Origin of the sequence: Massilia agri (genome assembly GCF_024753255.1) — a bacterium.
Lineage (GTDB): Bacteria > Pseudomonadota > Gammaproteobacteria > Burkholderiales > Burkholderiaceae_D > Telluria > Telluria agri.
On the sequence record NZ_JANUHA010000023.1, the window covers coordinates 19,661 to 33,660 of the forward strand.

At 68.9% G+C, this 14,000-nt stretch carries 12 protein-coding genes; 10 read left to right on the forward strand and 2 right to left on the reverse strand.

The window, feature by feature from the left end; genetic code table 11:
* Entirely contained in the window at positions 1–831 is an 831-nt protein-coding gene (locus NX780_RS22450) for an alpha/beta fold hydrolase (protein WP_258830112.1), read from the forward strand.
* Positions 828–1,133, forward strand: a complete 306-nt coding sequence (locus tag NX780_RS22455; RefSeq protein WP_258830113.1) for an Mpo1-like protein — start codon at positions 828–830, stop codon at positions 1,131–1,133. Before NX780_RS22450 ends, NX780_RS22455 begins: the two co-directional genes overlap by 4 nt.
* A 17-nt stretch (positions 1,134–1,150) precedes the next feature.
* On the opposite strand, the gene NX780_RS22460 is transcribed toward NX780_RS22455, so the two are convergent.
* Together NX780_RS22460 and NX780_RS22465 are read right to left on the reverse strand one after the other, a co-directional pair.
* Positions 1,151–1,888 (reverse strand): hypothetical protein, encoded by a 738-nt coding sequence (locus NX780_RS22460; protein WP_258830114.1) that lies wholly within the window; start codon positions 1,886–1,888, stop codon positions 1,151–1,153.
* A gap of 64 nt (positions 1,889–1,952) precedes the next feature.
* Positions 1,953–3,287: a YihY family inner membrane protein gene (locus NX780_RS22465; protein ID WP_258830159.1), complete on the reverse strand. Its 1,335-nt coding sequence runs from the start codon at positions 3,285–3,287 to the stop codon at positions 1,953–1,955.
* A 125-nt stretch (positions 3,288–3,412) separates the two neighbouring features.
* On the opposite strand from NX780_RS22465, the gene wrbA reads away from it, so the two are divergent.
* The 8 genes from wrbA (at position 3,413) to NX780_RS22505 (ending at position 13,950) form a co-directional block, all read left to right on the forward strand.
* A complete protein-coding gene (gene wrbA / locus NX780_RS22470) occupies positions 3,413–4,021 on the forward strand; it encodes an NAD(P)H:quinone oxidoreductase (protein WP_258830115.1) in 609 nt (202 codons plus the stop codon).
* Complete coding sequence (locus tag NX780_RS22475; RefSeq protein ID WP_258830116.1) at positions 4,021–4,419, forward strand: DUF2069 domain-containing protein; 399 nt, start codon at positions 4,021–4,023, stop codon at positions 4,417–4,419. Before wrbA ends, NX780_RS22475 begins: the two co-directional genes overlap by 1 nt.
* Positions 4,412–5,827 carry an FAD-binding oxidoreductase gene (locus NX780_RS22480; protein ID WP_258830117.1) on the forward strand — a complete coding sequence of 472 codons (1,416 nt, stop codon included), beginning with the start codon at positions 4,412–4,414 and terminating at the stop codon, positions 5,825–5,827. Before NX780_RS22475 ends, NX780_RS22480 begins: the two co-directional genes overlap by 8 nt.
* Positions 5,828–5,844: 17 nt before the next feature.
* Positions 5,845–6,282 (forward strand): DUF4124 domain-containing protein, encoded by a 438-nt coding sequence (locus NX780_RS22485; protein ID WP_258830118.1) that lies wholly within the window; start codon positions 5,845–5,847, stop codon positions 6,280–6,282.
* Positions 6,270–8,819, forward strand: coding sequence for an FtsX-like permease family protein (locus tag NX780_RS22490; RefSeq protein WP_258830119.1), 2,550 nt, complete (start codon positions 6,270–6,272; stop codon positions 8,817–8,819). The genes NX780_RS22485 and NX780_RS22490 overlap by 13 nt, the downstream gene beginning before the upstream one ends.
* Complete coding sequence (locus NX780_RS22495; protein ID WP_258830120.1) at positions 8,819–9,889, forward strand: lipocalin-like domain-containing protein; 1,071 nt, start codon at positions 8,819–8,821, stop codon at positions 9,887–9,889. Before NX780_RS22490 ends, NX780_RS22495 begins: the two co-directional genes overlap by 1 nt.
* 34 nt (positions 9,890–9,923) lie before the next feature.
* On the forward strand, positions 9,924–11,753 hold the full coding sequence (locus NX780_RS22500; protein WP_258830121.1) for an ABC transporter transmembrane domain-containing protein: 1,830 nt from the start codon (positions 9,924–9,926) through the stop codon (positions 11,751–11,753).
* Between the two features lie 172 nt (positions 11,754–11,925).
* Positions 11,926–13,950, forward strand: a complete 2,025-nt coding sequence (locus NX780_RS22505; RefSeq protein ID WP_258830122.1) for a methyl-accepting chemotaxis protein — start codon at positions 11,926–11,928, stop codon at positions 13,948–13,950.
* Positions 13,951–14,000 lie beyond the last annotated feature (50 nt).

Genomic DNA, 14,000 nt, shown 5'->3' on the forward strand with positions numbered 1-14,000 from the left:
ATGCAGCTCGACATCCAGAGCGCCCGCGCCTACGCCTACACCGGCGGCAAGTCCTTCGACCCCGTGCTGCCCACGGTCGTATTCATCCACGGCGCCCAGAACGACCATACGGTCTGGGCCCTGCAGAGCCGCTACCTGGCCCACCACGGCTATTCGGTGCTGGCCGTCGACCTGCCCGGCCACGGCAGGAGCGCCGGACCTGCCTTGAAGAGCGTGGAAGCCATGGCGGCCTGGCTGGTGGAACTCCTGGCGGCGGCCGGCGTGCGGCGCGCCATCCTCGCAGGCCACAGCATGGGCTCGCTGATCGCCCTCGAAGCCGCCCACCGCGCGCCGGAAATCGTGCTCGGCCTGGCCATGATCGGCAGCACCTATCCGATGAAAGTGTCCGACACCCTGCTCGAGACGGCGCGCGACGACGAGGCGCGCGCCATCGACATGGTGAACATCTGGTCGCATTCCTCGATCGCGCACAAGCCCTCCTGCCCCGGCCCCGGCTTTTCGGTGATGGGCGGCGCGCGCCGCCTGATGCAGCGCATGTCGGCGCGCAATCCGGCGCAGCTCTTCCACACGGACTTTGCGGCCTGCAATGCTTACGCCAACGGGGAAGCAGCCGCCGCAGCCATAAGCTGCCCGGTGCTCTTCGTGTTCGGGTCGAAAGACGTCATGACACCGCCGCGCTCCACGAAGCTGCTGACCGGACTCCTGTCCCGTGGCAGAATCGTGACCGTGGACGCCGGCCACCAGATGATGGCCGAAGCGCCCGACGCGGTGCTCGACGCCCTGGCCGGCTTCGCCAGCGCCGCGCTCAGCCAAAACAAGGAGACGCCATGACGGCACGCCATGCCAGCTTCGCGGAGTTCTATCCCTGGTACCTGACCCAGCACGCCGACCGCCGCTGCCGCCGCGCGCACTTCATCGGCACCTCGTCGGCGATCGCCTCGATCGCGCAGTACATCGACAGCCTGAACGCCTGGTGGCTGCTGTTCGCCGTCGTCAGCGGCTATGGCGGCGCCTGGATCGGCCACTTCTTCTACGAGAAGAACAAGCCGGCATCCTTCTCCCAGCCCTGGTATTCCTTCCGGGCGGACTGGGTGATGTACTGGCAGATGCTGACGGGGAAACTGAGCTGGTGATGCGGGGGCGGTGAGCCCTACACCACCTCGTTCCAGCTCGGGTTGGCGATGTACGGGCGGGTGTACTCGCAAAACATGCCGTCGTACTCGGCCACCAGCCTGCCTCTTTCCAGTAGCGTGTGGTGGAACTGCCGGCACGGCATCTCGCCGATCGGATGGGCGCCGATGGCGGTGATGCGCACCTCGTAGCGCTGGCCCTTCCAGCCCAGGCTCTTGCCCTCCTCGAGCGCCACGAGCAGCTTGGGAAATTCCTTCGAGTAGTCGCCCCCCTTCACCAGCGAGCGGCCGCCCCAGGCGTCGAAGGAATAGCCGCCCTCGCAATCGTTGCAAGGCACCTTGCTCGCTTCGCGGAAGGCGGTCTTGGCCGCACGCGCCCGGTCGAACTTCAGGTCCGAAACCGAGTAGACCGGGCAGCCGGTATTCTCCGGCCACAGCCCGGCCGGTTCGAAATCCTCGGGACGCTCGCCGATCGGCAGCGGCGTGCCCTTGCGGCGGGCGCAGCCGGGTGTGGCGTCAGATTGGACCAGCGCCTGCGCGGCGGGAGCCGCCGGCTGGGCGAGCCCCCTGGCGGCGCCGTCCACGGCGCTGGTGACGGCCTGGCGCACATTGTTGCCCACCGCCTGGCGGGCGGCGTCGCCTGCCGCGTTCTTGAGGAAGTCGCCCCAGGACTGGGCGCGGCTGTCGTGCACGATGCCGGCGCCCAGCAGCAGGACCAGGCCGAGGTTGACGAGCGTGAGGGAGGAAGGTCGTTTCATGGAGCGGAGACGAAGAAGCGGGGAAGCTGCGCAGTGTAGTGCGCCCCGCCTTCCCCGTGACCCATCACCCGTGGGGGGAATTGGGCAGGGCGAAGTGCTGGGCCAGGGTCTGCTCGAGGCCCTGCTCGACCGCGGTTTCCACCTGGCGCGCCAGCCCCGCCGTGTCGAGCGCGAGCGCGGAGGCAGGTGGGCTCTCCTCGCTCGCCGCGGCGCCGCCGGCGCCCGCCACGTCGAACACGAAGAGCCGGTAGACGTCGGCCAGGCGGATGGTGCCGGGGTCGACCAGCAGCACCCAGTTGTCGGCGCTCTCGCGCGCTCCCCGTCCCCAGCGCGCGCGCGCCGGCAGGTCTTCCTGCACCCGCCCGACCCAGCCGGCCGCCACCATCTTTTCGAGCAGCATCGTCATCTCGTCGTAGCCGATGCGCGTGTGGGCGCGGATCGCCGCGCTCGATACCAGGGCCGTGCCGGTCGCCTGACTGCTGCCGTGCAGCACCTTCAGCACCGCCATCGCGTCCACGAAAGCGCTGCCCGGGGCCGGCTGGTGCCACCAGCGCTCGTACTTCACCACCGGCAGCGCCGCCGCGAGCACGGCGCCGACCAGGGTGATCAGCCAGGACAGGTACATCCACACCAGGAACAGGGGCAGCGCCGCCAGGGCGCCATAGATGATGGCGTAGGTGGGGAACTGGCGGATGAAGAGCGCGAAGCCGCGCTTGGCGATCTCGAAGGCGATCGCGGCGGCCAGGCCGCCCCAGAGCGCGTCGCGCCAGTGCACGCGGCGGTTCGGCACCGCCATGTAGAGCATGGTGTAGAAACCGGTGGAGAGAGCCACCGACACCAGGGTCAAGAACAGCGTGCCGACGAAGGGAACGGACTTGAGCGCCCCGCCGGTGGCCGTGAACAGCTGGGAGGTGGCGGTGAGGGACAGGCCGAACAGGATGGGGCCGAGCGACACCAGTGCCCAGTAGACCAGCACCCGCTGCGACCAGGGCCGCGGGCGGCGCACGCCCCAGATCTGGTTGAAGGCGCGCTCGATCATGCCCATCATCGCGGTGGTCGTCATCAGGAGCAGCACCGCGCCCAGCAGGGACAGGCCCTTGGCCTTGCTGGCGAACTGGGTCAGGTTGGAGCTGATGGTGTTGGCGATCGCCTTCGGCATCAGGGTCTGGACGAACCAGGTGTCGAGCGCCGTGCGCAGCTGGCCGAAGACCGGGAAGGTGGTGAGGATCGCCAGCACGATGGTGAGCAGGGGCACCAGGGCCAGGGTGGTGGTGAAGGTCAGGCTGCCCGCGACTTGCGGCAGCTTTTCCTCGCGCAGGCGGCGCCGCGCGAAACGCAGCAAATCGCGCGTCTCGGCGAGCGTCAGGCCGCGCGCGCGATCGATGCCGATGGCCAGCATATCCGAGGTGCTGCGCGACAGGGAGTGAACGGTTCTGGAAAGCATGGATTGCGCCGCGGTGCGGTCGTTACGATTCGCCCTGCATAGGGCATGTCATTTGGGCAAAGCGCCCTATAATACCAACGATGAAGCCAACCCTGACCATCCTCGTGCTCTACTACTCGCGCCACGGCGCCACCCGCAAATTGGCCGAACTGGTCGCCCAGGGCATCGAAAGCGTGCCCGGGGCCGAAGCGCGCCTGCGCACCGTGCCCGCGATTTCCACCGTGGCCGAGGCGACCCAGCCGGATATTCCCGACAATGGTCCGCCCTATGTCGAGCTGTCCGACCTGGCCGAGTGCGCGGGCCTGGCCCTCGGCTCCCCGACCCGCTTCGGCAATATGGCGTCCGCGATGAAGTACTTCCTCGACGGCACCGCCGCCGACTGGGTGAATGGCACCCTCACGGGCAAGCCGGCCGCTGTCTTCACCTCGACCGGCAGCCTCCATGGCGGCCAGGAATCGACCTTGCTGTCGATGATGATACCGTTGTTGCACCATGGCATGCTAGTGCTTGGCCTGCCTTACTCCCACCCCGAACTCATGAACACGGCCAGCGGCGGCAGCCCCTACGGCGCTTCGCACTGGGCCGGCGCGGACGGCAAGCGCGCGCTTACCGAGGACGAGCGCGTGCTCGCCATCGCCCTCGGCAAACGCCTGGCCACCGCCGCGGTCAAACTGCAGGGAATGCACTGATGGATACCGCAAAAGTCTTTCATGCCGGCGCCATTGCCAGCCTGATCTGGCTGATCGGCTGGCTGGTGGCCTGGGAAGTCTTCGTCGCCCCGCTGCACCCGGGCGGGTCCCTGCTCGCGCTCAAGGCGCTGCCGCTGCTGCTGCCGCTTCGCGGGGTCATCAAGCGCGACCTCTACACCCTGCAGTGGTCGTCGATGGTCATCCTGATCTACTTCGCCGAGGGCGCGGTGCGCGCCTGGGCCGACACCACCCAGGCCTCGCGTCTCATGGCGCTGGGCGAAGTGGCCCTGGTCGTTGTCTACTACGCCTGCGCCCTGCTCTTCCTGCACCCCTACAAGAAGGAAGCCAAGCGCCTGGCCAAGGAACTGCTCGACAAGGTCAAAGTGCCGCATGACTGAGCAGCAGGGCTTCGACGACGCCTTGCGCGCCATCGTCGGCGACACGCACGCCGTGTTCGACGATGCAAGCATGGCGCCGTTCCTGGTGGACTGGCGCGGCCGCTTCACCGGACGCGCCCGCGCCGTCGTACTGCCCGCAAGCACCGAGGAAGTCGCGGCGGTCGTTCCCGCCTGCGCCGCCGCGCGCGTCCCCATCGTGCCCCAGGGCGGGCGCACCGGCCTGGTGCTGGGCAGCGTACCGGACGCGCAAGGCGACGCCATCGTGCTCTCGCTGCGGCGCCTGAACCGCATCCGCCAGGTCGATCCCTTCAACCGCACCATGGTCGTTGAGGCCGGCTGCATCCTGCAGGACATCCAGGCAGCGGCGCTTGAAGCCGGGATGCTGTTCCCGCTCTCGCTGGCGGCCGAAGGCAGTTGCACCATCGGCGGCAACCTCTCGACCAATGCCGGCGGCACGGCCGTTCTGCGCTATGGGAATACCCGCGAACTCTGCCTGGGTCTGGAAGTCGTCACCGCGCAAGGCGCCGTCTGGGACGGCTTGCGTGGCCTGCGCAAGGACAATACAGGCTACGACCTGCGCGACCTCTTCATCGGCGCCGAGGGCACCCTGGGAATCATCACGGCGGCGGTCCTCAAGCTGCATCCGCTGCCGAAGGCGCTGCTCACCGCGATGGTGGCGCTGGACTCGCCCAAGAGCGCACTGGACCTGCTGGTACTGTTGCAGGAGCGCTGCGGCGCCTCGCTGACGGGTTTCGAGCTGATGTCCGAACTGTGCCTGCGCCTGGTCGCGACCCACTTCCCCGAGCTGCCGCGCCCTTTCGCGACGCCGCACCCGCAGTACGCCCTGGTCGAGCTATCCAGCAACGAGTCAAGCGAGCATGCGGCGGCCCTGCTGGAAGCCTCCATTGGCGCGGCCCTGGATGCCGGCATGGCACGCGACGCCGTGCTGGCCAGCTCGACGGCCCAATCCCTCGGGCTCTGGAAGGTGCGCGAGTCCATTTCGCCGGCGCAAGCGGCAGCAGGCAAGAACATCAAGCACGACATCTCGCTGCCCTTGTCCGCGATTCCCGACTTCATCGCCCGCACCGACGCGGCGCTCCAGGCCGCCTTCCCGGGCTGCCAGGTGGTCTGCTTCGGACACCTGGGCGACGGCAACCTGCATTACAACGTCGCCCCGCCCGAAGGCCGCGGACACGAGGATTTCCTCGCCCACCAGGAGGCGATCAACCGCATCGTCCACGACAGCGTGCTCGCCAGCAAAGGCTCGATCTCGGCCGAGCACGGCATCGGCGCCCTCAAGCGCGAAGAGCTGGCGCGCGTCAAGTCGCCGGTCGAGCTGGACATGATGCGTGCCATCAAGGCCGCCCTGGACCCGCTCGGCATTATGAACCCTGGAAAAATTCTGTGACTCCGGGGACTACCATCATGCGCACACTCCTTACACTCGCCGTCGCCTGCCTCTTCAGCCCTGCCGCGATGGCCACTACCGTCTACAAATGCGTCGAGAACGGCAAGACCAGCTATGCGGACCAGCCTTGCGGCAAGAACCCGGTCGCGCTCGAGCTGCGCGTCGCCCCGGCGGCGCCGGGGGAAGCGGCCGAACGCCTGGCGCGCTCGAAAGCGTATCTCGCCGGCGTCGAAGCCGAGCGCGCCGAAGAAGACCAGCGCGCGGCGCGCGCGGCGCGGGCCGCACAACGGGCCCAGCGTGACGCCCTCGTGGAACGCAAGCGCTGCGACAAGTTGCGCCTGCAGACGAAATGGGCCGAGGAAGACAGCCGGCGCGCGGGCCGCACGGAAGCCGACAGGGAACGCATCAAAGCCAGGCGCCAGGCCGAGGCGCTGGCGGTGGAATGCCCGGCCTGAGCGTCCTCTCGCGCTGGCTGCTGCTGGGCGAATGGCGCGCCCATCCGGTACGCGCCCTGCTGGCCATCGGCGCCATCGCGGTCGGCGTCGCCATGGGCTTCGCCATCCACCTGATCAATGCCGCCGCCTTCAATGAATTCTCGGCCGCCGTCAAGAGCCTGTCCGGCCAGGCCGACCTGCAGGTGGCCGGCCGCGAACCGCTGTTCGACGAATCGGTTTACCCGCGCCTGGCCGCGCTGCCGGAGGTCGTGGTCGCCTCGCCCGTGCTGGAACTCTCGGCCGGCATCGCGGGCGCCCAGGGCGCGCTGCGCATCATCGGCATCGACGCCTTCCGCGCCGGTTTCATTTCCCCCGATCTGACCGGCGTGCCGGCCGAAGAGCGCGTCACCGACGTGCTGGCCGACGACGCCATCTTCCTCTCGCCGGCAGCGGAAAACTGGCTCGGCAAGCGCCGCGGCGAGACCGTATTACTGCGAGCAGGCACCGGCGACGTGGCCCTGCGCGTGGCCGGCCCGGTGGCGCGGGCAAGGCCCGGCCAGCGCATCGCCGTGATGGACATCGGCGCGGCCCAGTGGCGCTTTGGCCAGCTGGGACGCCTGTCGCGCGTGGACCTCAAGCTGCGCGACGGCGCCGACCGCCTGGCCTTCCGCCAGAAGCTGACCAGGGAGCTGCAGCAGGCCTACCCGGGCCGCTTCAGCGTGCGCCAGCCCGACGACGGCGACCAGGAAGAACGCAATGCGAACCTGAGCCGCGCCTACCGCGTCAACCTCACCGTGCTGGCCCTGGTCGCCCTGTTCACCGGCGCCTTCCTCGTGTTCTCGACCCAGGCCCTGTCGGTGATGCGCCGGCGCAGCCAGTTCGCGCTGCTGCGCGTGCTGGGCCTGCAGCGCGGCCAGCTGCTGCGCCAGGTGCTGCTCGAAGGCGCGAGCCTCGGCGTGGCAGGCAGCCTGCTCGGCATCGCCGCGGGCTACGGCCTCGCCGCCACGGCCCTGCGCTTCTTCGGGGGCGACCTCGGCGCCGGCTACTTCCCCGGCATCCGTCCGCAGGTCCAGTTCACGCCGGTGGCGGCCGCCGTCTTCTTCGCGCTGGGCCTGGGCGTGGCCCTGCTCGGCTGCCTGTTCCCGGCCCTGGAAGCGGCGCGCGCGAAGCCGGCGGTGGCGATCAAGTCCGGCGCCGACGAGGCGGCCCTGTCGCGGCTGGGCCGCGTCTGGCCTTCGCTCATCTGCCTGGCATTGGCCGCAATCCTCGCTTTCGCACCGCCCGTCTTCGAACTGCCGCTGTTCGGCTACGTCGCGATCGCCCTGCTGCTCATCGGCGGGATCGGCCTGATGCCGCGCCTCGCTGCCGCTACCTTCCGCCACCTGGAGGCGTTGGTCGTGCGCAGCCCGCGCGCGCCGCCGATCCTGCCCCTGGCGCTGGCGCGCCTGGCCAATGCCCCGGGCCAGGCCTCGATCGCCCTCGGCGGCGTGCTGGCCAGCTTCAGCCTGATGGTGGCGATGGGGATCATGGTGGCGAGCTTCAGGGTCTCGGTGGACGACTGGATGGGCCATATCCTGCCGGCCGACCTCTATGTGCGCACGGCCGCAGGCGGCAACACCGGCTTCCTCACGCCCGAGCAGCAGGCCGCGCTGCGCGCGACGCCCGGCGTCGCCCAGGCCCAGTTCCTGCGCACCCGTCCGGTCTCGCTCTCGCCGGACCGGCCGAACGTGGTCGTGATCGCGCGCGATATCGATGCACGCGACCCGGGGCGCCTGCTCTTCCTGGTCGGCGAGACGGCCACGCCGCCGGCCGGCAGCCGTCCGGCCTGGGTCTCGGAAGCCCTGGTCGACCTCTACGGCGCCCGCGTCGGCCAGAATTTCACGCTGCCGCTCGGCGGTTCGCAGGCAAGCTTCTTTGTGGCCGGGATCTGGCGCGACTACGCCAACCAGGCCGGCTCGGTCGTCATTCGCCTGTCGGACTACCGCGCGCTCACCGGCGAAGCCGAAGTCACCGATGCTGCCCTGTACGCGGCGCGCGGCGCCAGTCTGGAGCAGCTGGAAGCGACCGTGCGCGCCCTGCCCTTCGGCGCCGCCCTGCAGATCATGTCGGCAGGCGACATCCGCGGCATGAGCCTCAGGATCTTCGATCGCAGCTTCGCCGTGACCTACCTGCTGGAGGCGATCGCCATCGCCATCGGCCTGTCCGGCGTGGCCGCCAGTTTCTCGGCCCAGACGCTGGCGCGCGCCCGCGAGTTCGGCATGCTGCGCCACGTGGGCGTCACCCGCGGCCAGGTGCTGAAGATCCTCGCCTTCGAGGGCGGCTTGCTCACCCTGCTGGGCGTGGCCTGCGGTTTCGCGCTGGGACTGGTCATCAGCCTGATCCTGGTTTATGTTGTGAATCCCCAGTCCTTCCACTGGACGATGCAGCTGCATCTGCCGTGGGGCTTGCTGGGAAGCGTGGCCGCGGTGCTGGTCGCCGCCTCGGTGGCGACGGCGCTGGTGTCGGGGCGCTATGCGCTCTCCAGCGGTCCGGTACGCGCGGTCAGGGAGGATTGGTAATGCGGTGTTTGTTGTTCCTGTTGATGTTGCTGCTCTGCGGTTCCAGCCTCGCGCAGCCGCCGGAATTCGCGCCCGTCCGCCCCGGCACCACCTTGAGCTTTCCGCGCGACTTCGGCGCCCACCCGGAATTTCGCACCGAGTGGTGGTATGTCACCGGCTGGGTCGAGACGCCGGACAAGAAGCCGCTCGGCTTCCAGGTGACCTTCTTCCGCAGCCGCACCGAGCACGATCCGCGCAACCCCAGCGCGTTCGCGCCGCGCCAGCTGGTGATCGGCCACGCCGCCCTGTCCGACCCCGAGGTCGGGCGCCTGGTGCACGACCAGCGCAGTGCGCGCGAAGGTTTCGGCCTGGCCTGGGCGCGCACCGGCAACACCGACCTGAAGCTGGACGACTGGCGCATGGTGCGCGAGAGCTCGGGCAACTACCGCGTCACGATCCGCTCCAGCGAACTCACCCTGGAACTGCGCCTGGCGCCCACCCAGCCGGTGCTGGTGCAGGGCGAAGGCGGCTACTCGCGCAAGGGCGCCAGCCCCCAGCACGCCAGCCACTATTACAGCGAACCGCAGCTCAAGGTCAGCGGCAGCGTGGGCCGTTCGGGTAGTGTGCCGGTGGCTGTCACGGGCAGCGCCTGGCTGGATCACGAGTGGTCGAGCGAAGCCCTGCAGCCGGAGGCGAGCGGCTGGGACTGGATCGGCGTGAACCTCGACGACGGCGGTGCCCTGATGGCTTTCCAGATTCGCAAGGTGGGAGGTGGTAAACTATGGGCGCACGCCACCCACCGCGACAAGGCCGGCAAGGTGACCCGCTATGCGCCGGACCAGGTGAACTTCACCCCGAGCGCGCACTGGACCTCGCCGCGCACCAAGGCCGTCTATCCGGTCGCCACGGAGATCGCCACCGGCCCCTTGCGCTGGCAGGTTACCCCCCTGCAGCAGGACCAGGAACTCGATTCGCGCCGCTCGACCGGCGCGGTCTACTGGGAGGGCGCGGTGACGGTGTCGCGCGCAGGCCGCCGCCTTGGCCGCGGCTATCTGGAAATGACTGGCTACGTGCGCCAGATGAAGCTGTAACGACGGACTGACAAAGAAGAATACGCAAGAGACGATGAGCACCCGCACCACCGGCACGACCCAATCCGACATCTCCCGCAAAGGCAGCCTCGCGGCCCTCAAGGGCCTGCTGCCCTTCCTGGCGCCCTACCGCCGCCAGTTCGTCCTGGCCGGCATCGCGCTGCTGTTCGCGGCCGGCGCCACCCTCGCCATTCCCGCCGCCTTCAAGCAGATGATCGACCACGGCTTCCGCGCCGCGGCCGGAAGCCAGAGCATCCAGCACGTCGACGCCGTCTTCCTGGCCCTGTTCGGCGTCGCCGCCGTGCTGGCCGTGGCCACCGCGGCGCGCTTCTTCATGGTCTCCTGGCTGGGCGAGCGCGTGGTGGCCGACGTGCGCGCCGCGGTCTACCGCCACGTGGTGCACCAGAGTCCCGAATTCTTCGAGACCACCCGCAGCGGCGAGGTGCTCTCGCGCCTGACCACCGACACCACCCTGATCCAGACCGTGGTCGGCACCAGCATCTCGCTGGCCCTGCGCAACACCCTGCTGTTCCTGGGCGGCCTGGTGATGCTCTTCGTGACGAGCCCCAAGCTCTCCGCAATCATCCTGGGCCTGCTGGTGCTGGTGGTCCTGCCCATCGTGCTGTTCGGCCGCCGCGTGCGCAAGCTCTCGCGCGATTCGCAGGACCGCATCGCCGACGCCTCGGCCATGGCCGGCGAGATCCTCAACGCCATGCCCACCGTGCAGGCCTTCACCCACGAGGGCATCGAGGCCGGCCGCTTCACGCAATCGGTGGACGGCGCCTTCCAGACCGCGATCCGGCGCATTCGCGCGCGCGCCACCCTCACCATGCTGGCCATCGTGCTGGTCTTCGGCGCCATCGTCTTCGTACTCTGGCTGGGCGCCCACGCCGTGCTGGCGGGAACCATGACCGGCGGCGACCTGGGCCAGTTCATCCTCTACGCATCGATCGTGGCGGGTTCGGTCGGCGCGCTGTCGGAAGTGATGGGCGAAGCCCACCGCGCGGCCGGCGCCACCGAGCGCCTGCTGGAACTGCTGGCGGCCCGCTCCGATATCCAGGACCCTGCCCAGCCAAAACTGCTCCCCCGGCGTCTCGAGAACGGGGCCCGCGTGGCGATCGAGAGCGTCAGCTTCAGCTACCCCTCGCGCCTGGAAACGGCCGCGCTGGCGCACCTGTCCCTCGACATCCGCGCCGGCGAAACCGTGGCCCTGGTCGGCCCCTCGGGCGCCGGCAAGACCACCCTGTTCCAGCTGCTGCTGCGCTTCTACGACCCGCAAAGCGGCAGCATCCGCCTGGACGACGTCGACATCCGCGACCTGTCCCTGCACACCCTGCGCGACGCGATCGGCATCGTGCCCCAGGACACGGTGATCTTCTCCACCAGCGCCCTCGAGAACATCCGCTACGGCCGTCCGGACGCCAGCGACGAGGAGGTGATCGGGGTGGCGAAGATGGCGGCGGCCCACGAATTCATCGAGCGCCTGCCGCAGGGCTATGGCTCGCACCTGGGCGAGCGCGGCGTGCGCCTGTCGGGCGGCCAGCGCCAGCGCATCGCGATCGCGCGCGCCCTGCTCAAGAACCCGCCGCTGCTGCTGCTCGACGAAGCCACCAGCGCCCTCGATGCGGAATCGGAACGCCTGGTGCAGCGCGCGCTCGAAGCGGCCATGGTCGGCCGCACCACCCTCATCATCGCGCACCGCCTGGCGACCGTGCAGCGCGCCGACCGCATCATCGTGCTGGACGAAGGCCGCGTGGTGGAGTCCGGCACCCATGCCGAGCTGGTGGCGCTCGGCGGGGTGTACGCCAAGCTGGCGGCCCTGCAGTTCCAGGCGCATGCGCCGGTCGACGCCCACCTGGGCTGAGACATAACCCATGGTTATTTCGCAATCTTGTTAAGGAATAGCCAAGTTTTGCTTGACTTTGCGTCACGATTGTTGTGTCAGCGCCTCGCATAAGGCGATTTTTCACAGCAGATTGTTGCGCCATGGAAAGTAGAGACTTAAGATTCGGTGACACAGTCCACCGGAACTTCCCATGCCTGCGAAACAGTCACTCCTTCCCGCGAACTGGAACGTAGGAACGCGCATCAGCGTCATCACCTTCCTCCTGATGGCCACCGTGATCGCCGCCCTCGTCGCGATGATCACGGTGAGCACCTCGGCCATGCTGGAAGAACGCGCCACTGCGAGCGTCTCCAACGAACTCCACAGCGTCTCGAACACCGTCGAGATGTTCAACAAGAGCGTGAGCAGCTCCGCGAAAAGCTACGGCCACATCTTCCGCAATACCTTGCCCGGCGCCTTCGAGCTCGACCCGGCCACCACGGTGGACATCGGCGGCCGCGCCACGCCCACCCTCAAGCTGGAGGGCAAGCCGCTGAACCTCGACTTCAGCATTCCCGACGCCTTCACCGCCCAGACCGGCGGCAACGCCACCATCTTCGCCGTCGACGGCGAGGATTTCGTGCGCGTGAGCACCTCGGTGAAGAAGGAAAACGGCGAACGCGCGATCGGCACCCTGCTCGACCGCGCCAGCCCGGCGTATTCGGTGCTGCGCGAAGGCGGCACCTACATCGGTCTCGTCACCCTGTTCGGCAAGCAGTACATCACCCAGTACGAGCCGGCCAAGGACGCCTCGGGCAAGGTCGTCGCCGTGCTCTACGTCGGCGTCGACATCACCGAAGACATGAAGCTGCTCAAGGACCGCATCCGCGCGATCAAGGTCGGCGACACCGGCTACTTCTACGTCCTCAACGCGGCGCCCGGCAAGCACTACGGCGACCTGATCGTCCACCCGGCCAAGGAAGGCACCAACCTGCTGGACTCGAAGGACGCCGACGGGCGCTTCTTCATCAAGGAGATCCTCGAGAAGAAACAGGGCAACATCGTCTACGACTGGCAGAACCCGGGCGAATCCTCGCCGCGCCAGAAGTTCGTCGCCTATGGCCACATCAAGGACTGGAACTGGATCATCGCCGGCGGCACCTACCGCGACGAGATCACCGCCGCCGCGACCCAGCTGCGCAACCGTTTCATCGGCTTCGGCCTGGCCGCGCTCGCGCTGCTGGCGGCTGTCCTGTACCTGGTGGTGCGCGCCACGGTGTCGCGCCCGCTGGCCGAAGTGCGCGACGTCGCCCGCCGCATCGCCGAGGGCGACCTCACCGCCCGCATGGACAGCCTCCGCCGCGACGAGATCGGCCTCCTGACCGAGGCCGTCAACGCGGTCGGCGCCAAGCTCTCGAGCGTGGTCGGCAAGGTGCGCGAAGGCGCCGAGCAGATCGCCCACGCCTCGCAGGAGATCTCGGCCGGCAACCTCGACCTGTGCCAGCGCACCGAAGAACAGGCCGTCAGCCTGGCCAGCACCGCCTCCTCGATGGACCAGCTCACCGCCACCGTGCGCCAGAACAGCGACAATGCGCGCCAGGCCAACCAGCTGGCCATGAACGCCTCGAGCGTCGCCGAAAAGGGCGGCGCCACCGTGGCCCAGGTGATCGAACGCATGGACGCGATCACCCAGTCCTCGCGCAAGATCTCGGACATCACCGGCGTCATCGACGGCATCGCCTTCCAGACCAATATCCTCGCCCTGAACGCGGCCGTCGAAGCGGCGCGCGCCGGCGAACAGGGCCGCGGCTTCGCCGTGGTCGCGGGCGAGGTGCGCAACCTGGCCCAGCGCTGCGCCGCGGCGGCCAGGGAAATCAAGGGCCTGATCGAGACCTCGAACGGCGAAGTCGATGCCGGCAGCAAGCTGGTGGCCGAAGCCGGCACCACCATGCACGAGGTGCTGGCCAGCGTGGCGCGCGTGACCGACATCATGTCGGAGATCACCGCCGCCAGCCAGGAGCAGACCGCGGGCATCGAGCACATCAACCGTGCCGTGGGCGAGATGGACGAGACGACCCAGCAGAACGCGGCCCTGGTCGAAGAAGCCAGCGCCGCCGCCCAGGCCCTGCAGGACCAGGCCGCCGAACTGGCGCGCGCGGTACGCCTGTTCCGCCTCGACGAGAACGACACCCAGGCCCTGCAGGCGCCGGCGCGCCGCCTGGCTCTTCCCGCCTGATCTTCCGGCCAGCCAGCGCTTCGGTGTACAGTGGCGGGCTTCAACAGGAG